Origin of the sequence: Streptomyces aureus, assembly GCF_000725495.1 — a bacterium.
Classification (GTDB): domain Bacteria; phylum Actinomycetota; class Actinomycetes; order Streptomycetales; family Streptomycetaceae; genus Streptomyces; species Streptomyces aureus_B.
Genome location: NZ_KL647041.1, coordinates 100,369 through 125,511, shown reverse-complemented (window position 1 = coordinate 125,511; position 25,143 = coordinate 100,369). Strand labels below are relative to the sequence as shown.

The following is a 25,143-nucleotide window of genomic DNA, read 5'->3' as shown; positions in this document are numbered from 1 at the left end:
GGCAGGGGGGATCAGCCCGACGACGTGAGCGGCGCGTCAGGTGCGAGGGCGGGGGTCCGCGTCACGCCGGGCGCGACCACGGGGACCCGCGGGGTGGGGCAGGGAAAGGGGTGGGACGTCAGGCGCCGAGAGCGGGGAGGACCACGGCGTCGACATACGAATGCAGGAAGGCCTGGGTCGGCGGGAGTTCGTCGATCATGGTGCGGGCGGCGAACGCGCCGATGAGCATGTGCATCACGTACTCGATCGCCGGGTTGTCCGCACGGATCTCACCTCGGTCGACACCGCGCTGGAGCACCCGGCGCAGCTCTTCCATCTCCGGTTCGATCAGCCATTCCCGGAACGCCTTCAGCAGATCCGGGTTCCCGTGCGCCGCCATGGCCAGACCTCGCATCAGCGCGGAGTCCTGCTCCATCTGGCAGTCGTCCTGGCGCAGGGCCAGTGCGTGGAAGTCGCCCCGCAGGCTCCCGGTGTCCATGTCGGAGAACTTCAGCGGCTTCTGGTGCCGCAGGGCTTTCACGACGAGCTCGGCCTTCCCGCCCCACTGGCGGTAGAGGGTGGCCTTGCTGGAACGGGTGCGGGCGGCGACGGCGTCCATCGTCAGGGCGTCGTAGCCGACCTCCCGAAGCAGGTCGAGCACGGCCGTGTACAGCTCGGCCTCACGCTCGGGCGTGATCCGACTGCGTCGCGCCGTTGCGGCTTCAGTCATCCCACTCACCTCTCCCGCTTCGACGACACGGATTCGTATGTCCCTGAAGATACCCTCCTCCATCAACGAAACGAAACCGTTTCGTACGTGTGCTGGGTCACGCCGGCCGCGCACGCGTTCCGCACCGCGCGCGCCCCATGCGCACCTCCTGCCCCCTCGTGCGCGCCCACGTCCCACAACGCGCCCCCGGTTCCACGAGTTGCCGGGGTCACTCCCGCGGAAAAGCATGGGGAGGTGAGCCACGAGTACGAGAACGCGACGACGGACGAGAACTCCCCCGGCTATCTGCGCTTCCCGCATCTGAGCGGCGACCGGCTGTGCTTCGTCACCGAGGACGACCTGTGGCTGGCTCCGCTCGACGGCCGCGGACGCGCCTGGCGGCTCACCGTCGACCGCACCAAGGCCGGCCACCCCCGCTTCTCCCCCGACGGCCGGCGGATCGCGTACACGAGCTGGCGCAGCCTCGTCCCGGAGATCCATCTGGCGCCGGTCGACGGCGGACCGGGCCGCAGGCTCACCTACTGGGGCAGCGCCGACACCCAGGTGTGCGGCTGGTCCCCCGAGGGCGACATCCTCGCCGTCGCCTCGCACGGCCAGCCCTTCTCCTACTTCACCTGGGCCTACTCCGTCCCCACCGACGGCGACCCCGGCCGCAAGCAGCCCTGGGGACCGGTCTCGGACATCGGCGTCGCCGACATCGGGGGCGAACGCAAGACACTGCTGCTCACCGGCACGCCCCCGCACGAACCGGCCGCCTGGAAGCGCTACCGGGGCGGGGCCATGGGCCGTATCTGGCTGCACGGCCGGCAACTGGTCGCCGAGCTCGGCGGCCATCTCGCCTGCCCGATGTTCGCGGGCGGCCGGATCGCGTTCCTCTCCGACCACGAGGGCGTCGGCAACCTCTACTCGTGCTCGTACGACGGCTCCGACCTGCGCCGCCACACCGACCACGACGCCTTCTACGCCCGGCACGCCTCCTCGGACGGCACCCGGGTCGTCTACCAGTGCGCGGGCGACCTGTGGATCGTCGACAACCTCTCCCCCGAGTCCGTCCCCCGCCGCCTGAACGTCCAGCTGGGCGGTCCGCGCGCGGGACGGCGCACCTATCCGGTGCCGGCCGCCCAGCACGTGGACAGCATCTCCGTCGACGACACGGGCCGGGCCAGCGCGGTCGTCGTCCGCGGCAGCCTGTACTGGCTCACCCATCGCGACGGACCCGCGCGCACCATCGCGGACACCCCGGGCGTACGGGTCCGGCTCCCGGAGATGCTCGGCTCGGGCGGCCAGGTCGCCTACGTCACCGACGCGGACGGCGAGGACGCCGTCGAGATCGCCTACCTCCCGCGCGCGAGCGGCGCCCGCGAACCCCGACGCCTCGCCTCCGGCCGGCTGGGCCGGGTCCAGGAACTGGTCTCCGACCCCCAGGGCGAGCGGCTCGCCATCGCCTCGAACGACGGCCGGCTGCTCCTGCTCGACGCCACCGAGGAGCCGGGGGAGGCGGCCGGGCTCGAACTCGGCGGGTCCGAGGAGGACTCCGAGGACGGCCCCGAGGAGGGCGACGACAGCCGGGAGGCCGGTGCGGCGGAAGCCGCCGCCGAAGCCGGCGTCCCCGGCGACTCAGGCGGAACCTCGTCGGCCGCGTCCGGGGACGGGGACGGCGCCGAGGGCGAGGACGGGAGCGAGGCCGGGACGGACGAGGGAGGCGGTGCGGGGACGCGGTCCGGGGACACCGCCCGGACGGAGCCGGGCGAGGTCGTCGAGCTCATCCGGTCCATCAACGGACCGGTCACGGACCTCGCCTTCTCCCCGGACGGCGCCTGGCTGACCTGGTCGCACCCCGGGATCGGGCGCTCCCTGCGCCAGATCAAGATGGCGCGCATAAAGGACCGGCTGATCGTCGACGTCACCAACGGCCGCTTCGAGGACGAGAATCCGGTGTTCACCCGGGACGGCCGCTATCTCGCCTTCCTGTCCTGGCGCGGCTTCGACCCGGTGTACGACGTGCACACCGGGGACCTGTCCTTCCCCCTCGGCTGCCGCCCCTACCTGGTCCCCCTGTCCTCGGCCACCCCCTCCCCGTTCGCGCTGAACCCCGACGGGCGGCCGGTCGCCGGAGGCCTCGACCCCCTGGAGGACGGGGCCGGGGACGGCAGCGCGACCACCGTCGAACTCGAAGGCCTGGAGAGCCGGGTGACCCCCTTCCCGGTCACCGCCTCCAAGTACTCCGCGCTCCAGCCGGTCTCGGGCGGCGGCCTGGTCTGGCTGCGCTGGCCGATCTCCGGCGCGCTGGGCGAGACGTTCGCCAACCCGGACGACACGACCGGCCGCCCCACCCTGGAGTACTTCAACATCACCAAGGCGAAGAAGTCCGAACTCGTCGACCATCTCGACTGGTTCGCCGTCAGCGGCGACGGCTCCCGGCTGGTCGTCGTCGACGAGGGCGACCTGCGCGCCGTGCCGTCGACCGAGTCCGGCGACGGCGACTCCACCGTCTGGATCGATCTGCGCCGCGTCCTGCACGAGGTGGACCCGTGCGCCGAGTGGCGCCAGGCGTACGCGGAGGCCGGCCGCATCATCCGCGCCTACTACTGGGACCCGGACATGTGCGGCATCGACTGGGACGCGATCCTGGAGCAGTACCGCCCGCTGGTCGAACGGGTCTCCTCCCCGGACGAGTTCGCCGACCTGCTGCGCGAGGTGCTCGGCGAACTGGGCACCTCCCACGCGTACGTCAGCCCGGCCCGCCGCAACGAGGGTCCGCCGCACTACCAGCGCTGGCAGGGCCTGCTGGGCGCCAACTTCGTCTGCCGCGACGAAAGCTGGATGCTCAAGCGGATCCTCCCCGGCGACTCGTCCGACTCCAAGGCCCGCTCACCGCTGGCCGGCACCGGCATCCGCGAGGGCGCCGTCCTCACCCATGTCGACGGGCGCCCGGTGGACCCGGTCACCGGGCCGTACCCGCTGCTCGCGGGCGCGGGCGGCACCACGGTGGAGCTGACCTTCACCCCCGCCGAGGGAGAGGGCCGCCCCCGCCGGGTGGCCGTGGTCCCGCTGATCGACGAACGCCCGCTGCGCTACCAGGACTGGGTGGCCAAACGCCGCCAGGTGGTGCGGGAGCTGAGCGGCGGCCACTGCGGCTATCTGCACATCCCGGACATGGGCGGCTCGGGCTGGGCCCAGTTCAACCGCGACCTGCGGATGGAGGTCTCCCGCCCGGCCCTCATCGTCGACGTACGGGGCAACGCGGGCGGCCACATCAGCGAACTGGTCGTCGAGAAGCTCACCCGCACGATCCTCGGCTGGGACCTCACCCGGGACGCCCAGCCGGTGTCGTACGCCTCCAACGCCCCGCGCGGTCCGGTGGTGGCCCTGGCCGACGAGGCGACCTCCTCCGACGGCGACATGATCACCGCCGCCTTCAAGCTGCTGAAGCTCGGTCCGGTCGTGGGGCAGCGCACCTGGGGCGGTGTCGTCGGCATGACCGGCCGCCACCGCCTCGGCGACGGCACGGTCATCACGGTGCCCATGAACGCCGCCTGGTTCGACAGCTACGGCTGGTCCGTGGAGAACTACGGTGTCGCCCCGGACCTGGAGATCCTGCGCACCCCGCTGGACTGGGCCGAGGGCCGGCACGCCCAGCTCGACGACGCCATCCAGCTCTCCCTCGACCTGCTGCGCGCCCACCCCGCGGCCTCCCCGCCGGACCACTCGGACGTGCCCGACAGAAGACGGCCGAAGCTCCCCCCGCGGCCGGACTGACGGATCGACGAACCGACTCCACCCCGCCCCGGGCAGACCACCGGCCCGGGGCGGAGTCGTTCGCGGCCCGGGCCGGTGGTCGGCCGGACACGGAAGGGGAGTTCGCCGGGGCCAAGGAGGGCGTTCGCGGCCTCGGCCTCGGCCTCGGGCCCAACCGCCTTGGACGGCAAGGGAATCCGCACCAGGCCCGGGCGGGCGCGCGAAAAGGGCGCCCTCCGAAGAGGGCGCCCCTTTCAGGACGATCAGGCCGTTCGATCAGGCGTCGTAGTCCTGGTCGAAGCGGTCCTGGGCCTCACGCTGAGCGCGCTCCGCCTCCGGCATCGCGCTGTCGCGGCCGGCCGGAGCGCGGCGGCTCGCCTCGTCCTGGCGGCCTTCGGGGCGCGTCTTCTTCTTGCCGGCCTGCTGCTTCATCCGCTCGGCCTTGTCCTTGAACTGGTCCTGCATGCTCATGAGATTCACTCCTGTTGCGGGTGAGAGATGCGGCCCTCGGCCCCTCCCGATCGGGGGGCCGTCCGGGCCTCGACCAGACTGACACGCAGGAACACAGCACGCATTTCGGTCGGTCACTCACCGTGAGACGCGCCGGTGGGAAGGCTCCGGGGAGCCCTCGGGGCACCCCGGAACACCTCCTCCGCGCCTCCCGCCGCCTCAGGGAGCCGGGGACTTCCGCTCCTGTTCGTCGGCCGCTCCGCCCGCTCCCACCAGCCCCGTCCGCACGGCGCCCAGGCGCGGTTCGAACCGTCGCATCTCACGCTGTCCCACCGACCCGATCACGCCCGGCAGGTACCCGCGGATCCCCTGCATCCCGCGCAGCCACCACTGCGCGTACACATGGCTGGAGCGGCGCTCGATGCCGGCCACGATCCGGTCGACGGCCGGACCGAGCGGATACGTCTTGTTGGACGGCCACGGCAGCCGCTGCCTCAACTCCCGCATCACGTCGTCCTGATCGGCGCCCCGCACCATGTCGGTGTCGGTCCAGGACAGATAACCGACGCCGACGCGCACGCCCTTGTGGCCTACCTCGGCCCGCAGACTGTGCGCGTACGCCTCCACACCGGACTTGGAGGCGCAGTACGCCGACATCATGGGGGCGGGGGTCATCGCGGCCAGCGACGCGATCTGGAGCAGATAGCCCCGGCTCTCCATCAGCGCCGGCAGGAACGCCCGCGCGGTGACCGCCGATCCGATCAGGTTCACCTCGATCACCCGCCGCCAGGCGACCGGGTCGGAGTCCAGGAAGGGCCCGCCGCTCGCCACACCGGCGTTCGCGACGACGACGTCCACCTTCCCGAACCGCTCCTTCACCTCCCTGGCCACCCGCGTCATCGCCTCGTGATCGGTGACGTCGGCGTACCAGTGGTCGCTCTCGCCGCGCAGCCGCTCCGAGACCTGCTTCAGCTCCTCGGCCTCCAGGCCGACCAGCGCGACCTTCGCCCCGCGCGCGGAGAGCTTGCGCGCGAGGAGTTCACCGACACCCCGCGCGGCCCCCGTGACGACGGCGACCTGCCCTTCCAGGCTCACCCTGCTCATGCGCCCTCCTTGATCCCTGCGGTCTCTGCGGTCTTCTCGCCGGCCTCGACGGTCACCGCGGCGGTCTCCCCCGCGGCCCGTCCGGCCGTGTCCACGGCGGTCCCGGCGTCCTTGGCCGGGCCGTGCGCCCCGGCGGGACCCGCGTACGCGCTCACGAGTTCGCGGATGCGGGCCGTCACCAGCTCCGGCGCCTCCACCGGTGTCATGTGCCCGAGCCCGGGCAGCTCGGTGCTGCCGACACAGTTCGGCAGCGCCGCCACCAGCGCCCGCGCGTGCACGACCGGCGTCATCCGGTCCACCGTTCCCGAGATCACCGCCGTCGGCACCCTCAACTCCCGCACCCCCGCGTCGAGATCGAGCGTGGAGAGCACGACGGACCAGGCGTGGCGCACGGTCCGCGGACAGGCGTGCACGATCCGCGCGCACGCGTCCACCATCGCGGGGGACGAACCGGGGCCCATGGTCGCGTACTTGAGGATCCGCCGGGCGACCGGAGTGACGGGCCCGAGCGGCGCGCGCGAGCCGAGCACGGCGCCGGTGACGCGCGTGCGGAACCGTCCGGCCCGCCCGGGCACCACCCGCGCCTCCTCGACGAGCCGCGTGCTGCCCGTGCTGCACAGCAGGGCCGCCGCCGCGTGCTCCCGGAACCGCGGTCGCGCCGAGGCCGCCATCAGCGTCATGCCGCCCATGGAGTGGCCCGCGAGCACGGCCTTCTCGCCCGGCGCGAGCGTGGCCGCGAGCACCGCCTCCAGGTCGTCGGCCAGCGCCTCGGTGCTGCACGCGTCGCTCGCGGGGCTGCGCCCGTGCCCGCGCTGGTCGTAGGCGATGACCCGGTGGTCGGCGGCGAGGTCGCGGATCTGCGCCGCCCAGAAGGCGGTCGAGCAGGTCCAGCCGTGCGCGAGGACGACCGGCGGGGCGTCCTCGGGTCCGTGCACCTCGACGTGCAGCCGCGCGCCGTCCGCGGAGTGCGCGATCAGTTCCCGTGCGGGCACCGGAGGCGCGTACGCCTCACGGGCCTCGTCCGTCGGTCGGCTCACGCTCCTGCCTCCACCTTCTTGGTGCGGGTGCCCTTCGTACGCGGCGCGGGTGCGGCCGCGGACGTCTCTCCCGGGGCGGGGTCCGCCGCGCGCAGCACGTCGTACTCCCCCAGGTCGACGCGGCGCGTGGCGCCCCGGAACTCGGTCGTCGTGCCGGGCCACACGGTCGTGTTGACGCCGTTGGCGTCCAGGTACCAGCTGGTGCAGCCGCCGGTGCTCCACACCGTGCGCTTCATGCGTTCCTGGACCCGGTGGTTCCAGGCGTCCACCGCGCCGGGGCGGGCGTCGAGCGCCACGCGTCCGCCGAGGACGCCCAGCTGGCGCACGAAGTCCGCCATGTAGTTCAGCTGGGACTCGATCATCAGGATCATCGAGGAGTTCCCGAGTCCGGTGTTGGGACCGATGATCGTCATCCAGTTGGGGAAGCCGGCCGCGGTGGCACCGCGCAGCGACTTCATACCGGTCTCCCAGGCCTGCGCAAGCGTCCGGCCGTCCGCGCCCACGACACGCTCGGCGATCGGCATGTCGGTGACGTGGAAGCCGGTGCCGAAGACGATCGCGTCCACCTCCGCCCGGGTGCCGTCCGCGGCGATCACGGTGGAGCCCTCGATCCGCTCGAGCCCGGAGGCGACCACGTCCACGTTGGGCCGGGTGAGCGCCGGGTAGTAGGTGTTGGACAGCAGGATGCGCTTGCAGCCGATCCGGTAGTCGGGCGTCAGCTTCCGGCGCAGTTCGGGGTCCTTCACGGCCCGCCCGAGGTTCCGCTTGGCCAGCCGCTCGACCAGGCCGAGTTCGTTCGGCCGCTTGGTGAAGGCCTGCACCTGGAGTTCGCGGATGCCCCAGAGGAGTCCCCGCCGGGCCTGGGCGGTGAACGGCAGCTGCCGGTGCAGCCACCGCTCCGCTCCGGTGATGGCCCGGTCGACCCGGGGCATCACCCACGGCGGGGTCCGCTGGAACAGGGTCAGCCTGGCGACGTCCGGCTGGATCGCGGGCACGATCTGGATGGCCGAGGCCCCGGTGCCGATCATGGCCACCCGCTTGCCGCGCAGGTCGTAGTCGTGGTCCCAGCGGGCCGAGTGGAACACCTTTCCGGTGAACGTCTCGATCCCCGGGACCGAGGGGATCTTCGGGTCGGAGAGCGGCCCGGTCGCGGACACCACCACGTCCGCGGTCAGGAACCCGGCGCTCGTCTCGATGCGCCAGTGGAGCCGTTCCGTGTCCCAGGTCATCATCTTGACCTCGGAGTCGAACCGCAGGTGCGGCCGCAGTCCGAAGACGTCCGCCACGTGCTCCAGGTAGGCGCGGATGTGCTCCTGGCCGGAGAAGGTGCGCGGCCACTCGGGGTTGGGCGCGAACGAGAACGAGTACAGGTGCGAGGGGACATCGCAGGCGCACCCGGGATAGCTGTTGTCGCGCCAGGTGCCGCCGACGCCGCCGGCCCGCTCCAGGACCACGAAGTCGGTGATCCCTTCGCGTCGCAGCCGTACGGCGGCACCCAGCCCGCCGAACCCGGATCCGATCACCGCCACCCGTACATGCTCGTGCTCGGTCATCCCGACGCCTCCCTGGCCCGTACGATCCCGCCAGTGAACACTGGCACAATCGGGAGGGTAGAGCAGCTTCGTACTCATGGGTAGGGGTCGCGGCCGGGAAAGTTACCGGGGGTACGACGTAGGGTGCGGACGTGGCCGAGGGATCAGGAAAGCGCGGCGCGCGGACGCGCGAAGGAGGCGCGGAGACGCGGAAGTCCGGCGAACGCCGGCCGGACGCGCCGCCGCGCACGACACCGGACCCCGCCTCCGGCCCGCCCCCGGGTGCCACCGGCTCCCCGCACCCCACCGGCACCGCCCGCTCCACCCGGCCGCCCACCGGCACCCCGGCTCCCGCCCCGGAGCCCGGCCGCCGCCCCCGCGAGTACCGCATGGAGGAGCTGGCCGAGGAGGCCGGCATCACCGTGCGCACCCTGCGCTTCTACCGGGAACGCAAGCTCATACCGCCGCCGCGGCGCGAGGGCCGCATCGCCTGGTACGACGACACCCACCTGGCCCGGCTGCGCACCATCTCGGCGCTGCTGGAACGCGGTCACACCCTGAACGGCATCGCGGAACTCGCCGAGGCCTTCGACCACGGCCGTGACGTCGGCGAACTGCTCGGCCTCGGCGAGCCGACCGAGGAGACCCCGGTCCGTCTCTCCCCCGAGGAACTGGCCGACGTCTTCGTGGGCCAGGCGACCGGCGAGAACCTCGCCGCGGCACTCGACCTCGGCTACCTGGGCACGGACGGCGGCGAGATCGTGCACATCAGCCGCCGCCTGCTGGACGTCTCGGCCGCCCTGGTCCGCGAGGGCATCCCGCTCGCCGACGTCCTGACGGCGGCCCGCCGCGTCCGCGAGCACACCGAGGCCCTGGCCGAGCTCTTCACCAGCCTCGTCCTCACCGAGGACCGCACCCCCGACGACCTCCAGCGCCTGCGCCCCCTGGCCAAGAGCGTGGTGGAGGCGGAACTGTCGATGGCGATGGACCGCCGCCTGCGCAAGCACCTGCCCTGAAACGCTTCCGCGGGCGAGGGCTTCGGCCCTATCGTCTGAGCCCGTGATCGACAACGGCACTCCGCGGCACCCGACGGTCTTCCCCCTCGCCAAAGGACGGACGTGGGCCATGCTGGCCGGCGCCCTGGCCTTCGTCGCCGTGGGCATCGCCCTCCTGGTCGCCCACAGCACCCTGAAGATGACGGCCGCGGGGGCGGTGACCGTGCCGTTCTTCGGACTGTGCGCGGTGCTCCTCGCCCGGCGCCTGCTGGACGACCGGCCGGAACTGGTGCTGGACGACACGGGAGTGGAGCACGTACGGCTGGGCCGGTTCGGCTGGGACGAGATAGCCGCCGTGCGGATACGCGAGCAGCAGGTGCGCACCACCTCGCAGCGGTTCATCGAACTGGTGCTGCACGATCCTGATGCCTATCTGACCCGGGCACCCCGGCTGGTCCGCAGCACCGCCGCCATGAACGCCCGCCTGGGCTTCGGCCCGGCCACCCTGGCCACGAACACCCTGCCCGCATCCCCCGAGGCGGTCCTCGCGGCCATGCTCCACCACCGCCCCGGCCTGCCCGTACACCACTGAGCACACCCGCGGGCCGTGCGCGGGCCCGGCCGGATCAGATGTCGTAGACCACCGTGACGGGAGCATGGTCCGACCAGCGCTCCCCATGGCTGGCGGCCCGCTCCACGTAGCCCTTGAGGGCCTTGCCCGCGAGCCGCGGGGTGGTGATCTGAAGGTCGATCCTCCAACCCGAATCGTTGTCGAAAGCGCGCCCCCGGTACGACCACCACGTGTACGGGCCCTCGGTGTCCGGGTGCAGGGCGCGTACGACGTCGACGTAGCCGCCGTCCTCGGTGTCGAGGACGCGGCCGAGCCACTCCCGTTCCTCGGGCAGGAAGCCGGAGTTCTTGCGGTTGGCGCGCCAGTTCTTGAGGTCGGCCTCCTGGTGGGCGATGTTCCAGTCCCCGCAGACGACGACCTCGCGCCCGTCGGCGGCGGCCCGCTCCCGCAGCCCCTTCAGGTACGTGAGGAACGCGTCCATGAACCGGACCTTCTCGTCCTGCCGCTCGGTGCCGACCTCGCCCGAGGGCAGGTAGAGGCTCGCGACGGTGACACCGGGCAGGTCCGCCTCGACGTAGCGCCCGGTGGAGTCGAACTCCTCGGACCCGAAGCCGATCCGGACCCGGTCGGGCTCGCGGCGTGTGTAAAGGGACACACCCGCGCGGCCCTTGGCGGCGGCCGGGGCGTGCACGACGTGCCAGCCCTCCGGCGCCCGTACCTCCTCAGGAAGCTGCCCGGGCTCCGCTCGCACCTCCTGGAGGCACAGCACGTCCGCGGAGGTCTCCGCGAGCCACTCCACGAAACCCTTCTTCGCGGCGGCACGGAGCCCGTTCACATTCACAGAGGTCACAGTCAGCACCCGGGCACGATACTTAATCCGCGGGGCCGTCAAGAACTCGATCTACGGCGGCCCGGCCGGCCGGCGGAATCGGCCGGGCCCCCTTTCGGCAATCGCATAGATGTACGGTATTACGCATGAATTTCCGCCCGGTCACCTTCGACCACCCCGACGCCGTGAAGCTCAACGACCAGGTCCAGGCCGAATACGCCGAGCGCTACGGCGACGGCGGCGACGCCACGCATCTGGACGCGCGGATGTTCGTCCCGCCGTTCGGGCTCTACCTGATCGCCTACGACGAGCGGGAGCGCCCGGTGGCCACGGGCGGCTGGCGCACCCAGGACGAGAACGACGAGGGCTACGCGGACGGCGACGCCGAGCTCAAGCGCATGTACGTGGTCCCCGAGGCCCGCGGCCTCGGACTCGCCCGGCGCATACTGGCCGCGCTGGAGGAGGACGCCCGCGCCGCCGGCCGCACCCGGATGGTCCTGGAGACGGGCTCCAAGCAGCCCGAGGCGGTCGCCCTGTACGCGTCGAGCGGCTACGAGCCGTGCGCCAAGTTCGGCTACTACCGCTTCCACGAACTGAGCCTCTGCTACGCCAAGGCCCTCTAGGCGCCGGGGCGGTGCCCCTTCCGGCCGCGCCCCGGCGGTCCGAGCGCGTCCCGGCGTCCTCCGGGCCCTCGCCGTCGGGCGGCGGCCGAGGGACCGCCAGTTCCGGGGCCACCGGCGGGAGTTGCCGCCACCGTTTCCGGACATGGCAAGAGGCCCGCTCCCACTGGGTGGGAACGGGCCTCTTTGCTGCGGTGGACCTGTGGGGATTTGAACCCCAGACCCCCTCGATGCGAACGAGGTGCGCTACCAGACTGCGCCACAGGCCCTTGCAACGAGTGAAACTCTAGCACCCCGATCGAGGTGCTTGGTAATCCGTTCCCGCCTGGTCAGCCGGACGGCCCCGGACCCCGGTCGTCCCACCCGTCACTCGTTGGCCGCGCGCGGCCGTTCGCCGTCCTCGTACTGGTCGAACAGGGGCGTCCGGCCGCGCTCGCGGGCGCGGCGCGCGGAGGCGGCCCGCCGTGCGTCGCTGCGGCTGTCGTCCGCCGCCTCGGCGCCTCCGGGCCCCTCGGGAAGATCCTCTTCGACGGCCGGCTCCGCCTCGTGCGCGCTCGGCTCGGCCGCGCTGGAGCGCGCGGAGCTCCACGCGTCCGGCGCGCCCAGGTCCACGCTGGACGTCGCCCGGGGCGCGACCGGCGCGGTCACGTAGGTGGGCAGGGGAACCGGCACCGGGTCCCAGCTGTCCCCCTGGGCGGGCGCGCACTGCCGTTCGCGCTGCTGGTCGACCCACTCGGCGTGGTCGGTCTGCTCGACGAGGGCGCGGCGGTCGGCGGCGAGCGCCAGGAGACCGGGGTCGGTGTCGGGGGCGGTGACTTCCTCCGGTTCGTCGGCCACGGGGTCGACGGAGGCCCGGCGGCGGGGCCCCCGCTCCCGGAGCCGCTGCGCCGCGGCCTCGGCCCGGCGGCGGTCCATGGTGTACGTGAAGCGCCGCCGCTCCTGGACCCGCAGGTGCACGATGTACGAGCTCAGCATCACGGCGGGCACGCCGGGCGCCCACAGGAACGCGAGTCCGCCCACGGCCGCCACGATCGCGCCGAGGGTGAAGGCGAGGAACAGCAGGACGGTCGTCCGCCGGCGGCGCGCGAGGACCTTCGTGCGCCGGGCCCGCGCCGCGGCCTCCGCCGAGTTCGCCCGGCGCGCGGCTGCGGACGGCGTGGACTGCTGGGGCATGGACTTCGCCGGAGGTCTGGGTGCGGAGGCGGGGGGTCCGGGCTGGTGCGGTACGGACCGGGCGCCGCCCGAGGTGTCGTACGCGCCGCTCTCCCGTCCGGCCGTGCGTGCGCCCGGTTCCTGTTCCGCCTGGACCGGCTCCGGCGTCTGCACCCGCTCCTGTACGTGCGGGCGGTGCCGGTCGGTCGCCTGGGGCCGGGTCGGGGGTACGGCGAAGGCCCGGACGTCCACCGAATCGGTGACGCCGTCCGGGTCGGCGCTGGGCTCCTCCTCCTCGGCGGAGCGTGCGCGCAGGTCCTTGGCGTATCGACGCTCCATGCCCGCCCGTCCGGACAGCAGCCGGATGGCGGTGCTGAAGCGTTCCGTCGGACGGGCCTCGTTCAGCTCGTCCTGCCTACGGAGCCACATCGGCACCAAGTAGGCGGCCCAGGCCCCGACAATGACTGCGTAGATGAGGCCGCTGCTGCTCACGCCTCACACGGTAGAGGGGTTTGTGTGAGGCCATCTGCCAATTGAGCCGGTGTGTCGCACGATCCGGCTGATATTTCGAGCTTTTTTGGTGACCGATGCGATCAGCAGGCCGCCGCGAGCGTGAATTTAATGCCCGGACGCGATCGACCGCCGATCATTATCGAACACCTGTTTCATTTTCCGGTGTTGCCCGGTGTGCCGGGCTTCTGCGAACCGGCCTGTTCCGATCCCACCTGATCCGGCCGGTTCTGCGCCGCGCGCCTGCGCCGCCAGCGTCCGAGGAGTCCCTCGGGCACTTCCTCCGCGGTGAGCGCGAACACGAGATGGTCGCGCCAGGCGCCGTCGATGTGGAGATAGCGCGGGCGCAGCCCTTCCTCGCGGAATCCGAGTTTCTCCACGACCCGGCGGCTGGGCCCGTTCTCGGGGCGAATACAGACTTCGATGCGGTGCAGTCCGACGGTGCGGAAGCAGTGGTCGCTCACCAGCGCCACGGCCGTCGGCATCACCCCGCGGCCGGCGACCGACTGGTCCACCCAGTAGCCGATGTGGCCGGAGCACATCGAGCCCCAGGTGATCCCGGCGACGGTGAGCTGGCCGACCAGCCGCCCCTGGTACTCGATCACGAAGGGCAGCATGCGGCCGGCATTGGCCTCGGCGCGCAGATGGCGGACCATCTGCCGGTACGTCGGCCGGTGCGCGATCGGACCGCTCGGGGTGGGGGGCGGGATGGTCGCCTCCCAGGGGCGCAGCCAGTCGCGGTTGCGCCGGTTCACCTCGCGCCAGGCACGCTGGTCGCGCAGCCTTATCGGCCGGAGGACGACGTCGCCGTCCACCAGCTCGACCGGCCAGGACGGGCTGTTCAGCTCGCACCCCCACTGCCGCCGGGTCTCGGGTGGTCGCCGCCGCGGATCTGGTCGACGGCGTGCTTGAGGAGGGGCTCCAGCACGGTCAGTCCGTCCTTCACGCCGCCGCCGGAGCCGGGCAGGTTGACGATCAGCGTGCCGCGGGCGACTCCGGCCAGTCCCCGCGAGAGCGCCGCGGTGGGCACCTTGTCCCTGCCGAAGGCCCTGATGGCCTCCGGGATGCCGGGGATCTCGCGGTCGAGCACCCGCAGGGTCGCCTCGGGGGTGCGGTCGGTGGGCGAGATGCCCGTGCCGCCGGTGGTGACGATGACGTCGTAGCCCGCCTCGATCCCGGAGCGCAGCGCTTGCTCCACGGGGTCGCCGTCGGGCACGACCCAGGGACCGTCGACCGCGAAGCCGCACTCCGCGAGGCCCGCGACGACCAGGGGGCCGCCCTTGTCCTCGTAGACACCGGCGGCGGCGCGGTTGGAGGCCGTGACGACCAGGGCGCTGTAGCGCGCGGACAGGGCCTCTGGGGTGACGGTGCCGCTCATGCCCGGCTCCAGTCGCCCGACTTCCCGCCGGTCTTCTCTTCCACCCGTACGTCCGTGATGACCGCCCCCTTGTCGACAGCCTTGACCATGTCGATCACGGTGAGGGCCGCCACGCTGACCGCGGTGAGGGCTTCCATCTCGACGCCCGTGCGGTCGGTGGTCTTCACGGTGGCGAGGATCTCGACGGCGTCGTCCGCGACCGACAGATCAATTTTGACACCGGCCACCGACAACGGGTGGCACAGCGGGATCAGGTCCGGGGTGCGCTTGGCTCCCATGATCCCGGCGATGCGGGCGGTGGCGAGCGCGTCACCCTTGGGGACGCCCTCGCCGCGCAGCAGCTCGACGACCCGCGGGGAGACCAGGACCCGACCGCTCGCCCGCGCGGTGCGGGCGGTCACGTCCTTGCCGGAGACGTCGACCATCCGGGCGGCGCCGGCCTCGTCGAGGTGCGTCAGCCGGTTCTGCACGGGCGGTCCGGAGGTCTCCCCCCGGGACGGAACAGTCATGTGCGTGGGCGCTCCCGCGTCGGGGCCCGTCGCGGTGCGGCGCGTGGGCCTGGTGTGCGCGACACGTTACCGCCCGTCCGCCACCGCGCAGCCCGTGAGGTGCGGCGGGAGCCCTGCCCGGCCCGGGTGCCCCGCGCCGGGGTGCCCGCGGGCGCCCGCGCGGTCCGGCCGGTCAGCCGAGGAGCACCACCTCGACATCGGCCCCGGGTTCGAGGGAGGTGTCGTTCTCGGGGACGACGATCAGGGCGTCGGCGTGCGCGAGGGCCGCGACCAGGTGGGATCCGGCGCCGCCGACGGGCGTGACGGTGCCGTCCGTGTAGGTGCCGCGCAGGAACTGGCGCCGCCCCTTCGGCGAGGTCAGCGCCTTGTCCGCGGAGAGCTTCGCCCTGGTCGTGGGCCGGTGGACGTCCGGCAGTCCCATCAGGGCGCGGATCGCGGGGCGCACGAAGAGCTCGAAGGAGACGTAGGAGGAGACGGGGTTGCCGGGGAGGGCCAGCAGCGGTGTGTGGTCGGGTCCGATGGAGCCGAAGCCCTGGGGTTTGCCGGGCTGCATGGCGAGGGTGCGGAAGTCGACGCCGCCGCCCTCCTCGTCCTCGTCGCCGACCGACGACAGCGCCTCCTTGACGACGTCGTAGGCGCCGACGCTCACCCCGCCGGTGGTGACCAGCAGGTCCGCGCGGACGAGCTGGTCCTCGATGGTGGAGCGCAGGGTCTCGGCGTCGTCCGCGACGGCACCGACCCGGTAGGCGATGGCGCCCGCGTCCCGGGCGGCCGCGCACAGGGCGAAGCTGTTGGAGTCGTAGATCTGCCCGGTGCCCAACGCCTCGTCGGGCTGGACGAGTTCGCTGCCGGTGGACAGGACGACCACGCGCGGCCTGGGGCGCACCCGCACGGTGCCGCGGCCGATCGCGGCGAGCAGGCCGATCTGCGGCGGGCCGAGGATCGTGCCGGCTTCGAGGGCGCGGTCGCCCGCCTTCACGTCGCTGCCCTTGGCGCGCACGTGCGCGCGTGCCTCGGCCGGGCGGTGCACCTGGACCTGTCCGCGGGCGCCCTCGGGGGACGCGCTGTGCGCGCGCATCCGGGAGACCGGTCCCTCGCCCAGGCCCCCGTCCGTCCACTCGACGGGGACGACGGCCTCGGATCCGGGCGGCAGCGGCGCTCCGGTCATGATGCGGGCGGCCTGGCCGGGGCCCACGTAGGGCTGGTCGGCCTGGCCGGCCGCGACATCCCCGACGACCGTCAGGACCGCCGGGAATTCCTCGCTCGCGCCCGCGACGTCCGCGACCCGCACCGCGTACCCGTCCATGGAGCTGTTGTCGAACGGCGGCAGCGAGACCGGCACCGTGACGTCCTCGAGCAGGACGCAGCCCTGGGCGTCGAGGAGTTGGAGCTCGATGGGTTCGAGGGGGCGGACGGTCGTGAGGATGTCCTCCAGGTGGTCGTCCACCGACCAGAGGGGTTCCTGGCCGGTGGTGCGGGTCGCGGCGCTGCTCAAAGTTCCTGCATCTCCTCGGCTACGTAACTGCGGAGCCAGGTCCGGAAGTCCGGTCCCAGGTCTTCACGTTCGCATGCGAGTCTGACAATGGCACGCAGGTAGTCGCCACGGTCCCCGGTGTCATAGCGGCGGCCCTTGAAGACGACGCCGTGCACGGGGCCGCCGACCTTCTCGTCCGCGGCGAGCTGCTGGAGTGCGTCGGTGAGCTGGATCTCGCCGCCGCGGCCCGGCTCGGTCTTGTGCAGTATGTCGAAGATGTGCGGGTCGAGGACGTAGCGGCCGATGACGGCGTAACTGCTGGGCGCGTCCGCCGTGTCCGGCTTCTCCACGAGGCCGGTCACCTTGACCAGGTCGCCCTCGTCGGTGGCCTCGACGGCGGCGCAGCCGTAGAGGTGGATCTGCTCGGGCGCGACCTCCATGAGCGCGATGACGCTGCCGCCGTACTGCTCCTGGACCTCGACCATGCGGGCCAGGAGGGGGTCGCGGGGGTCGATCAGGTCGTCGCCGAGGAGGACGGCGAAGGGCTCGCGGCCGACGTGCGGGGCGGCGCACAGGACGGCGTGGCCGAGGCCCCTGGGGTCGCCCTGGCGTACGTAGTGCATGGTCGCGAGGTCGCTGGACTCCTGGACCTTGGCGAGCCGGCTCGCGTCGCCCTTCTTCTGGAGGGCGGATTCCAGCTCGTAGTTGCGGTCGAAGTGGTCCTCGAGGGGGCGCTTGTTGCGGCCTGTGATCATCAGGACGTCGTCCAGACCCGCCGACACGGCCTCTTCGACCACGTACTGGATCGCCGGCTTGTCGACGACCGGCAGCATCTCCTTGGGAGTGGCCTTGGTGGCCGGCAGGAACCGGGTGCCGAGGCCTGCCGCGGGAATGACAGCCTTGGTGATCCTGGGGTGCGACTCAGTCATGTCCGCAACCATAACCGGTGGCTATGTGCAGAATCTGTGGCTCCGGTTAATTCACTATCATTTGAACGGATTAAGAGAACAACAGGAGTCACCTGTGAGAAACACCGGATCCGGACCGGAGCCTGACAAGCGAACGTTGCGACGGGAACTCCTGCGGGTGAGAAACGGGTTGACGGCCGATGACGTGCGGGAGACCGCCGGGGGACTCGCCGCCCGCGCCCTGGAGCTGCCCGAACTGGCCGGGGCCCGCACGGTGGCGGCGTACGTGTCCGTGGGCAGCGAACCGGGCACGCGCACCCTGCTAGACGCGCTTCACGCGCGCGGGGTTCGCGTCCTGCTGCCTGTTCTTCTGCCGGACAACGACCTCGACTGGGGGGCGTACACCGGGCCGGACTCCCTCACGGAGGTCCGGCACGGCGGGAAGATGGCCCTCCTGGAGCCCGCGGGCGAGCGGCTGGGGCCCGAGGCCGTCGGCGAGGCCGACGTCGTTCTGCTGCCCGGCCTGGCCGTGGACGCGCGCGGCATGCGGCTGGGCCGCGGCGGAGGCTCCTACGACCGCGTGCTGGCCCGTCTGGAGCGTGCGGGCGCCGATCCCGCACTGGTGGTGCTCCTGTACGGCACGGAGGTCCTCGACCGCGTGCCCGAGGAGGCGCACGACCGGCCCGTCCACGCGGTGGTGACCCCCGCGGGCCCACACCGCTTCCGATGACGGCCGACGACCGACGCCGACAGACCGGCGGCCGACCGCCGACCGCCGCCGACGCGAAACGGCCCTCCACGCACGCGTGGAGGGCCGTTTCGTCGTTCGCCCGGTGTCAGGGCTTCAGGACCAGCGTGTCGCTCGTCTTCCCGTCGACGGCCTTCTTGCTGAAGGCCCACGGCAGGAGTTCGCCCTTGGCCCACAGCTCCGTCTGGTCGGTGTAGTGCGCGCTGTACGCGTGCCCCGAGGCGCCCGTGAGGTTGATCCACTTGGACTTGTCGAGGTCGCCGAGGTTCACGACCATCCGCATCGAGGGGACCCAGACGACGCCGTAGCCGCCCGCCGCGTTCCAGCCGGTCGCGTTGACCGTCGCCTCGCCGCCGCTGAGGTTCCAGGGGCCGCGGTTGAGCATGTACTGCAGGAAGCCGGGGCCCGCGGTGCCGAGCGTCTGGTTCTTCAGGAACAGGCGGTGCAGCCGGCCCCAGCTCCAGGTGTCGATGTCCTTGCCGAGCTTGGCGGTCAGCTCCCAGCGGGCGTCCGACATGGCCCGGCCGAACAGGGCGTCCCGGCTGGTGGAGGCGTCCTCGGTACGCGTCCGGGGCAGCTTCCACCAGTCATTGTGCTCGTCGTCGATGATCTTGCGGATCACCTCGAACCAGCGGTCGCCGCCGTCCGGCTGCGCCTGGTCCGGCTCGCGCTCGCCGCACTCGCGGACCGTCTGGTCCTCGTCCGCGGGACCGGTGTTGTCGGCCCGCTCGACCCACAGGCACTGGCCCTTGACCCGCAGCTCCTTGGGCAGCTTGTTGCCGAAGGCGAGCTTGAGGATGTTGCGCCAGGTGGCGTTGAAGTAGGCGGCCGCGGCGGAGTCGGCGTCCTGGGTGTAGTCCCAGCCCTCCAAGAGCTTCTGCGCGTCGCGGACGTCCTTGTCGGCCACGTTGATCTTCAGCAGCTTGGGCACGATCAGCCTGGCGATCTCGCTGCTGTTGTCGAGCTGCATCTGACGCATGTCGTCGGTCGAGATCTTGGCGCCGCCCTTGGTCTTCGCCTCGATCAGATCGGTGATGCGCTGGCTGCGGGTGCCGTAGCCCCAGTCCGTGGTGAGCGTGTAGGGGTACTTGTCCGGGTCCACGACCGCCTGGTTGGCGGTCACGATGTAGCCGCGCTTGGGGTTGTACTCGTAGGGCAGCGCGGACTGCTTGATGTAGCCGGTCCAGCGGTACTTGGAGTCCCAGCCGGGCGAAGGCAGCGAGCCGTCGTCGCCCTTGGCGCGCGTGGGGATCTTGCCGGGCAGCTGGTAGCCGATGTTGCCGCTCGCGCCGGCGCCGTCGGCGTAGACCAGGTTCTGGGACGGCACCTCGAAGGAGGCGGCCGCCTTGCGGAACTCGTTCCAGTTCGACGCCTTGTCCATCCGGAAGACGGCGTCCATGGTCCGGCCGGGGTCCAGCGCGGTCCAGCGCAGTGCTATCGCGTAACCGTCGCCGCGGTCGGGCGCCCCGGAGTCGACCGTGGCCTTCTTGCCGACCTGGACGAGCTCGTCGTCACGGTCGGAGAGCAGCGGCATCCCGTCCTGGGTCTGCCGGACGACGATCGTCTTGGCCTCGCCGCCCGCGACCTTGATGGTCTCCTTGCGGGTCGTGAAGGGCAGCACCTTGCCGTCGTACTCGTAGCCCTCGCCGGTGATCTTCTCCAGGTAGAGGTCCGTGACGTCGACGCCGGAGTTCGTCATGCCCCAGGCCATGTCCGCGTTGTGACCGATGACCACGCCGGGCATGCCCGCGAAGGTGTAGCCGGTGACGTCGTACTGGCACGAGGCGGAGATCGCCGTGCAGTGCAGGCCCATCTGGTACCAGACCGAGGGCAGCGACGCCGACAGGTGCGGGTCGTTCGCCAGCAGCGGCTTGCCGGTGATGGTGTGGCTGCCGGCGACGACCCAGGAGTTCGACCCGATGCCGTTGCCGTTCACGCCGACGGCGGTCGGCAGGTCGTCCAGGACCTTGTAGAGCCCGGAGAGCTGGCTCTGGAACCCGGAGGGCGCGGCGGTGTTGCCGGTGAGCCCGGTGCCCGCCGTCGTCGTCGTCGTCGAGGTGGAGGTGTCCGTGGGTCCGTACGTCCCGGTGACGCTGTCGTACGAGCCCTCGCGGACGATCGTCTTGTGCCGGCTGTAGGGGTACTCCGGGTAGAGGTCCGCGATCTGCTTCGGGCCGAGGCGGCTCGTCATCAGGGAGCGGTCGATCTCCTCCTGCATGTTGCCGCGCAGGTCCCAGGCCATCGCCTTGAGCCAGGACACCGAGTCGACCGGCGTCCACGAGGTGGGCTTGTAGTCGTTGGTGAAGCCGAGGGCGGCGTACTCCAGGGAGATGTCCTCGCCGCTCTTGCCCTTGAGGTAGGCGTTGACACCCTCGGAGTACGCGTCGAGGTACTTCTTGGTGGAGGCCGACAGCTTGGTGTCGTACTCCTTCTTCGCGATGCGGTCCCAGCCCAGCGTGCGCAGGAACTCGTCGTTCTTGACCTGGCCCGAGCCGAACATCTCCGACAGCCGGCCCGAGGTCATGTGCCGGCGCACGTCCATCTCGTAGAACCGGTCCTGCGCCTGGACGAAGCCCTGGGCCATGAACAGGTCCTCGTCGGAGGACGCGTAGATCTGCGGGATGCCGTTGCCGTCGCGCTGGACGGTCACGGGCCCGGACAGGCCGTCGAGCCGGATGGATCCCTTGGTCTGCGGGAACGAGGCGCGCACCGTGCTGACGCTCCAGTACGCGCCGAAGGCGATGCCTCCGATGATGGCGAGAACCAGGACAATCAAGAACAGTCGGGCTTTGCGCCCCTTCTTCCTGCCGGACTTGCCGGGCTGCTGGCCGGAAGAGGCGGTGGTGTTGGGGGGCATCGCTGTCCTTGCTGTCCTAACGCGAGCGGCAGGCGGTCCTGGAGTGCTGGGGCAACCATAGGCGCAGGGCCCACCGCGCCTTGACGCGGAGTAGGAAACCGGGAAGCACGACTGTTCGATCTTGCCTCCGCGAACGTCAAGAAAACGTCAAGAGTTAGGTAAGGTAACGAAGTACTTGCACTGAAGTGGCCGGCTTCCGGTGCTCGGATCCGGACACCGTCCACGACGGACCGGATCGGCGAGAAAGGAACAGCCCCTGACTGTCCACCACCTCAACCAGCTCCTGCTCATGTGCTCGCTCGTCCTGCTCCTCGCGGTGGCGGCGGTCCGGATCTCCTCGCGCAGCGGGCTGCCCACGCTGCTCGTCTACCTGGGGATCGGCGTCGCGATCGGCCAGGACGGAGTCGGCGACGTCCAGTTCAGCAACGCCGAGCTCACCCAGGTCATCGGGTACGCGGCCCTGGTCGTGATCCTGGCCGAGGGCGGCCTCGGCACGAAGTGGAGGGAGATCAGACCGGCCCTGCCGGCTGCCTCCGCGCTGGCGACGGTGGGCGTCGCGGTGAGCGTCGGCATCACGGCCGCGGCCGCGCACTACCTGATCGGGCTCGAGTGGCACCAGGCCCTCATCATCGGGGCGGTCGTCTCGTCGACGGACGCGGCGGCGGTCTTCTCCGTCCTGCGCAAGATCCCCCTCCCCTCACGGGTGACGGGCATCCTGGAGGCCGAGTCGGGCTTCAACGACGCCCCGGTCGTCATCCTGGTCGTCGCGTTCTCCACCGCGGGTCCCGTGGAGCACTGGTACCGGCTGATCGGCGAGATCGCGCTGGAGCTGACCATCGGCGCCGCCATCGGTCTCGCGGTCGGCTGGCTGGGCGCCTACGGGCTGCGGCACGTGGCACTGCCGGCCTCCGGCCTCTACCCGATCGCCGTCATGGCCATCGCCGTCGCCGCCTACGCGGCCGGCGCGCTCGCCCACGGCAGCGGCTTCCTCGCGGTCTACCTCGCCTCCATGGTGCTCGGCAACGCCAAGCTGCCCCACTGGCCCGCCACCCGCGGCTTCGCCGAGGGGCTCGGCTGGATCGCCCAGATCGGCATGTTCGTCCTGCTCGGCCTTCTGGTCACCCCGCACGAGATGGGCGACGACATCGTGCCCGCGCTCCTCATCGGCCTGGTGCTGACCATGGTGGCGCGGCCGCTGAGCGTGATCGCCAGCCTGCTGCCCTTCCGCATCCCCTGGCAGGAGCAGGCACTGCTGTCCTGGGCGGGCCTGCGCGGCGCCGTGCCCATCATCCTGGCGACCATCCCGATGGTGAGCGGCATCGCGGAGAGCAAGCGGATCTTCAACATCGTCTTCGTGCTGGTCGTCGTCTACACCCTCGTCCAGGGCCCGACCCTGCCCTGGCTCGCCCGCAAGCTCCGGCTCGGAGAGTCGGCGGGAGCCGCCGACCTCGGCATCGAGTCGGCACCCCTGGAGCGGCTGCGCGGCCATCTGCTGTCGGTCGCGATCCCCAAGGGCTCGCGGATGCACGGCGTCGAGGTGGGCGAGCTGCGGCTGCCCCCGGGCGCCGCGGTCACCCTCGTCGTCCGTGAGTCGAAGTCCTTCGTACCGATGCCGACGACGGTGCTGCGGCTCGGCGACGAACTGCTCGTCGTGGCGACGGACCCGGTCCGGGACGCCACAGAACGGCGCCTGCGTGCCGTGGGCCAGGGCGGCAAGCTCGCGGACTGGCTGGGAGTCGGCGACGGCGGGACGGAGCACCGGACCCAGCACCGGACGGGTCTGTGACCGGTCCGCGGGGGCGGGGCGGGGGCTGACTGCCTGGGGCCGGGACCGACGTGCCGGAGCCTGGGCCGGGACGGACCCGCCGGGGCCGGGACCGACCTGCCGGAGCCTGGGCCGGGACGGACCCGCCGGGGCCGGGGCCGGACCCGCCTGGCTGGGCCGGGGCGGAGCTGCCGGAGCTGGGACTGACCTGCCGGGGTCGGGATCGATGGCTCCGGCTCGGGTGCCGGGTTCCGGCCGGAATCTTTCGCCGGGCCGGGTGCGTTCCTTAAGGATGAGCGGTCGGAGCCCTTACGGATCGTCGAACACAGTGCCGGGAACGGACGGTTTCACAGGCCCTCGACCGCACAGTGCTCTTTTTCACAGGCCCGGCACGGGACCGGCCCCCTGTACGATGAACGCACACCTTGATCGAACCAACTCTGCCTGACGCAGAGCTGGCGCGACCGTATGGCGGCCGTGACGTCCTTCCGCAGTGGACGCCGGTATCTACCGCAGATCCGCGCAAGAGGACAGCTCTCGGCGCCCCCGCACGGGCGCGCTACCAGGCGGCAGAAAGGCACGGGCCGTGGCATCCACGGTCACCTCCCGCCCCGGGTACGGACAACTGCTGCGCACCCGCGGCGCCTGGACGTTCCTGCTCCCCGGCTTCGCCGCCCGTCAGCCGTTCGCGATGCTGACGATCTCCATCGTGCTGCTCGTGCAGCACACCACCGGTTCCTACGGGGCGGCCGGCGCGGTCGCGGCCGTCACCGGTGTCTCCATGGCGCTGTTCGCGCCCTTCACCGGACGTCTGGCCGACCGGCACGGACAGCGGGCGGTCCTGCTGCCCGGTGTCCTCGTGCACGCCGTGGCCGGCTTCTCCCTGACGGCTCTCGCGCTGGCGGACGCCCCCCTGTGGGTGCTGTTCGCCGCCGCCGTGCCCACCGGCGCCTCGGTGCCGCAGATCAGCCCCATGGTGCGGGCCCGCTGGGGCGTGAAGCTCCAGGACTCGCCCCTGATGCCGACCGCGGCCGCCTTCGAGTCCGTCACCGACGAGCTGACCTTCGTCTTCGGCCCGCTGCTCGCCACCGCGCTGTGCACGGCCGTCACGCCCGCCGCGGGCCTGCTGACCGAGGCGTCGCTGACCCTGGTCGGCGGTCTGCTGTTCGCCGCGCAGAAGAGCACCCAGCCCGCGGTCACCCCCGCCGGGCACGCACGCGTGGAGCACGGTTCCGCGCTGCGGATCCCCGGGGTGCGCGTTCTGATCATGACCTTCCTGGGCATCGGATCGGTCTTCGGCGGCATGCAGGTCTCGCTGGCCGCGTACAGCGAGTCGATCGGCGAGCCCGGCCTGAACGGTGTCCTGTACGGCGTCTTCGCGGCGGGCAACATGCTCTCGGGCATCGTCTGCGGCGCCGTCGCCTGGAAGGTGGCCCCGCAGCGACGGCTCGTCGTCGGATACGCGGCCCTCGCGGTCGCCGCCTCCGGACTGTGGGCCGCGAACTCGGTCGTCGTGCTCGCCGGGCTCGGCCTCGTGGTCGGCATGTGCATCGCCCCGAGCCTGATCACCGGCTACACCCTGGTCGAGAGCCTCGTTCCGCAGGGCGCCCGCACCGAGGCGTTCACCTGGCTCACCGGAGCCGTCGCGCTCGGCCAGGCGGCCGCCGTCACCGTCGCCGGCCAGCTGGAGGACAGGCTCTGGGACGGCGCCGGGTTCCTGGTGCCGATGGCCGGTACGGCACTGGCCCTGGCGACCCTCGTGACCCTGCGGTCGCGTCTGGTCGCAGGGGCCCCGAGCCGCGCCGTGGCGCGTGGCGTCGGTCACCGCGTGCCGGTGACAGTGGACTGATCTCGCGGAATACGTCAGTATGGATCGTCGTTAGCACTCACTGAGTGAGAGTGCCAGGAGGAAGACAAGTGCCGACCTACCAGTACCAGTGCACCGAGTGCGGCGAGGGCCTCGAGGCGGTGCAGAAGTTCACCGATGACGCCCTGACCGAATGCCCGAACTGCAACGGCCGCCTGAAGAAGGTGTTCTCGGCCGTCGGCATTGTCTTCAAGGGCTCCGGCTTCTACCGCAACGACAGCCGCGGCTCGTCGTCGAGCAGCTCGCCCGCCACGAAGTCGTCGACGTCCACGTCCTCGGCCTCGGACACGAAGTCCTCGTCGTCGGCGTCCACGTCGTCGTCCTCGGACTCGAAGTCGTCGGGCAGCAGCTCGGCCGGCAGCTCCGCCGCCTAAGGACTCCCCTGCCGGC

Annotated in this window: 21 protein-coding genes and 1 tRNA gene; 8 read left to right on the top strand and 14 right to left on the bottom strand. The window is 71.8% G+C overall.

Annotated features, from left to right (window positions below):
* Positions 1-118 precede the first annotated feature (118 nt).
* Entirely contained in the window at positions 119-709 is a 591-nt protein-coding gene (locus IO36_RS40315) for a TetR/AcrR family transcriptional regulator (protein WP_037628127.1), read from the bottom strand.
* Positions 710-943: 234 nt separating this feature from the next.
* Here IO36_RS40315 and IO36_RS40310 point away from each other — a divergent pair, with 234 nt between their 5' ends.
* On the top strand, positions 944-4,468 hold the full coding sequence (locus IO36_RS40310) for a S41 family peptidase (RefSeq protein ID WP_051901320.1): 3,525 nt from the start codon (positions 944-946) through the stop codon (positions 4,466-4,468).
* Positions 4,469-4,723: 255 nt separating this feature from the next.
* Here the strand turns inward: IO36_RS40310 and IO36_RS40305 are convergent, their stop codons facing one another.
* From IO36_RS40305 to IO36_RS40290, 4 genes are all read right to left on the bottom strand, one after another.
* Positions 4,724-4,918 (bottom strand): hypothetical protein, encoded by a 195-nt coding sequence (locus IO36_RS40305; RefSeq protein WP_037628126.1) that lies wholly within the window; start codon positions 4,916-4,918, stop codon positions 4,724-4,726.
* 198 nt (positions 4,919-5,116) lie between these two features.
* Positions 5,117-6,001, bottom strand: a complete 885-nt coding sequence (locus IO36_RS40300) for an SDR family oxidoreductase (protein WP_037628125.1) — start codon at positions 5,999-6,001, stop codon at positions 5,117-5,119.
* On the bottom strand, positions 5,998-7,038 hold the full coding sequence (locus IO36_RS40295; protein ID WP_078943748.1) for an alpha/beta fold hydrolase: 1,041 nt from the start codon (positions 7,036-7,038) through the stop codon (positions 5,998-6,000). The genes IO36_RS40300 and IO36_RS40295 overlap by 4 nt, the downstream gene beginning before the upstream one ends.
* Positions 7,035-8,591 carry a flavin-containing monooxygenase gene (locus tag IO36_RS40290; RefSeq protein WP_078943747.1) on the bottom strand — a complete coding sequence of 519 codons (1,557 nt, stop codon included), beginning with the start codon at positions 8,589-8,591 and terminating at the stop codon, positions 7,035-7,037. The genes IO36_RS40295 and IO36_RS40290 overlap by 4 nt, the downstream gene beginning before the upstream one ends.
* 368 nt (positions 8,592-8,959) lie before the next feature.
* Between IO36_RS40290 and IO36_RS40285 the strand changes: the two genes are divergently transcribed.
* Both IO36_RS40285 and IO36_RS40280 read left to right on the top strand, forming a co-directional pair.
* Positions 8,960-9,586 carry a MerR family transcriptional regulator gene (locus tag IO36_RS40285; protein WP_037628301.1) on the top strand — a complete coding sequence of 209 codons (627 nt, stop codon included), beginning with the start codon at positions 8,960-8,962 and terminating at the stop codon, positions 9,584-9,586.
* Positions 9,587-9,629: 43 nt separating this feature from the next.
* A complete protein-coding gene (locus IO36_RS40280) occupies positions 9,630-10,157 on the top strand; it encodes an STM3941 family protein (RefSeq protein ID WP_245173665.1) in 528 nt (175 codons plus the stop codon).
* Positions 10,158-10,191: 34 nt separating this feature from the next.
* On the opposite strand, the gene IO36_RS40275 is transcribed toward IO36_RS40280, so the two are convergent.
* Positions 10,192-10,995, bottom strand: a complete 804-nt coding sequence (locus tag IO36_RS40275) for an exodeoxyribonuclease III (RefSeq protein ID WP_037628123.1) — start codon at positions 10,993-10,995, stop codon at positions 10,192-10,194.
* Positions 10,996-11,111: 116 nt separating this feature from the next.
* On the opposite strand from IO36_RS40275, the gene IO36_RS40270 reads away from it, so the two are divergent.
* Complete coding sequence (locus IO36_RS40270) at positions 11,112-11,588, top strand: GNAT family N-acetyltransferase (protein WP_037628122.1); 477 nt, start codon at positions 11,112-11,114, stop codon at positions 11,586-11,588.
* A gap of 192 nt (positions 11,589-11,780) precedes the next feature.
* Here the strand turns inward: IO36_RS40270 and IO36_RS40265 are convergent.
* The 7 genes from IO36_RS40265 to galU all read right to left on the bottom strand — a co-directional run bounded on the left by IO36_RS40265 (position 11,781) and on the right by galU (position 17,537).
* Positions 11,781-11,854, bottom strand: a tRNA-Ala gene (locus IO36_RS40265).
* A gap of 97 nt (positions 11,855-11,951) precedes the next feature.
* Complete coding sequence (sepX, locus tag IO36_RS40260) at positions 11,952-13,229, bottom strand: divisome protein SepX/GlpR (RefSeq protein ID WP_037628121.1); 1,278 nt, start codon at positions 13,227-13,229, stop codon at positions 11,952-11,954.
* Positions 13,230-13,402: 173 nt separating this feature from the next.
* Entirely contained in the window at positions 13,403-14,065 is a 663-nt protein-coding gene (locus IO36_RS40255) for a GNAT family N-acetyltransferase (protein WP_245173667.1), read from the bottom strand.
* 23 nt (positions 14,066-14,088) lie between these two features.
* Positions 14,089-14,625: a MogA/MoaB family molybdenum cofactor biosynthesis protein gene (locus IO36_RS40250; protein ID WP_051901319.1), complete on the bottom strand. Its 537-nt coding sequence runs from the start codon at positions 14,623-14,625 to the stop codon at positions 14,089-14,091.
* On the bottom strand, positions 14,622-15,134 hold the full coding sequence (moaC, locus tag IO36_RS40245; protein WP_051901318.1) for a cyclic pyranopterin monophosphate synthase MoaC: 513 nt from the start codon (positions 15,132-15,134) through the stop codon (positions 14,622-14,624). Before moaC ends, IO36_RS40250 begins: the two co-directional genes overlap by 4 nt.
* Positions 15,135-15,306: 172 nt before the next feature.
* Positions 15,307-16,629: a molybdotransferase-like divisome protein Glp gene (glp, locus tag IO36_RS40240; protein WP_037628119.1), complete on the bottom strand. Its 1,323-nt coding sequence runs from the start codon at positions 16,627-16,629 to the stop codon at positions 15,307-15,309.
* Positions 16,626-17,537, bottom strand: a complete 912-nt coding sequence (gene galU / locus IO36_RS40235) for a UTP--glucose-1-phosphate uridylyltransferase GalU (RefSeq protein WP_037628298.1) — start codon at positions 17,535-17,537, stop codon at positions 16,626-16,628. The genes glp and galU overlap by 4 nt, the downstream gene beginning before the upstream one ends.
* Before the next feature lie 94 nt (positions 17,538-17,631).
* On the opposite strand from galU, the gene IO36_RS40230 reads away from it, so the two are divergent.
* Entirely contained in the window at positions 17,632-18,246 is a 615-nt protein-coding gene (locus IO36_RS40230; protein ID WP_280923779.1) for a 5-formyltetrahydrofolate cyclo-ligase, read from the top strand.
* Positions 18,247-18,352: 106 nt separating this feature from the next.
* Here IO36_RS40230 and IO36_RS40225 read toward each other — a convergent pair whose 3' ends face one another.
* On the bottom strand, positions 18,353-21,121 hold the full coding sequence (locus IO36_RS40225) for a penicillin acylase family protein (protein ID WP_037628117.1): 2,769 nt from the start codon (positions 21,119-21,121) through the stop codon (positions 18,353-18,355).
* A gap of 289 nt (positions 21,122-21,410) precedes the next feature.
* Between IO36_RS40225 and IO36_RS40220 the strand changes: the two genes are divergently transcribed.
* The 3 genes from IO36_RS40220 to IO36_RS40210 all read left to right on the top strand — a co-directional run bounded on the left by IO36_RS40220 (position 21,411) and on the right by IO36_RS40210 (position 25,127).
* Positions 21,411-22,907 (top strand): potassium/proton antiporter, encoded by a 1,497-nt coding sequence (locus IO36_RS40220; RefSeq protein ID WP_107065929.1) that lies wholly within the window; start codon positions 21,411-21,413, stop codon positions 22,905-22,907.
* Between the two features lie 565 nt (positions 22,908-23,472).
* Entirely contained in the window at positions 23,473-24,735 is a 1,263-nt protein-coding gene (locus IO36_RS40215; protein ID WP_037628116.1) for an MFS transporter, read from the top strand.
* A 68-nt stretch (positions 24,736-24,803) separates the two neighbouring features.
* Positions 24,804-25,127 carry an FmdB family zinc ribbon protein gene (locus IO36_RS40210; protein WP_037628115.1) on the top strand — a complete coding sequence of 108 codons (324 nt, stop codon included), beginning with the start codon at positions 24,804-24,806 and terminating at the stop codon, positions 25,125-25,127.
* Positions 25,128-25,143 lie beyond the last annotated feature (16 nt).

Coding starts and splice junctions, on each gene's coding strand:
- IO36_RS40315 (WP_037628127.1), bottom strand. CDS start 709: ATGACTGAAGCCGCAACGGCGCGACGCAGTCGGATCACGCCCGAGCGT.
- IO36_RS40305 (WP_037628126.1), bottom strand. CDS start 4,918: ATGAGCATGCAGGACCAGTTCAAGGACAAGGCCGAGCGGATGAAGCAG.
- IO36_RS40300 (WP_037628125.1), bottom strand. CDS start 6,001: ATGAGCAGGGTGAGCCTGGAAGGGCAGGTCGCCGTCGTCACGGGGGCC.
- IO36_RS40290 (WP_078943747.1), bottom strand. CDS start 8,591: ATGACCGAGCACGAGCATGTACGGGTGGCGGTGATCGGATCCGGGTTC.
- IO36_RS40285 (WP_037628301.1), top strand. CDS start 8,960: ATGGAGGAGCTGGCCGAGGAGGCCGGCATCACCGTGCGCACCCTGCGC.
- IO36_RS40270 (WP_037628122.1), top strand. CDS start 11,112: ATGAATTTCCGCCCGGTCACCTTCGACCACCCCGACGCCGTGAAGCTC.
- IO36_RS40250 (WP_051901319.1), bottom strand. CDS start 14,625: ATGAGCGGCACCGTCACCCCAGAGGCCCTGTCCGCGCGCTACAGCGCC.
- moaC (WP_051901318.1), bottom strand. CDS start 15,134: ATGACTGTTCCGTCCCGGGGGGAGACCTCCGGACCGCCCGTGCAGAAC.
- galU (WP_037628298.1), bottom strand. CDS start 17,537: ATGACTGAGTCGCACCCCAGGATCACCAAGGCTGTCATTCCCGCGGCA.
- IO36_RS40225 (WP_037628117.1), bottom strand. CDS start 21,121: ATGCCCCCCAACACCACCGCCTCTTCCGGCCAGCAGCCCGGCAAGTCC.
- IO36_RS40220 (WP_107065929.1), top strand. CDS start 21,411: ATGTGCTCGCTCGTCCTGCTCCTCGCGGTGGCGGCGGTCCGGATCTCC.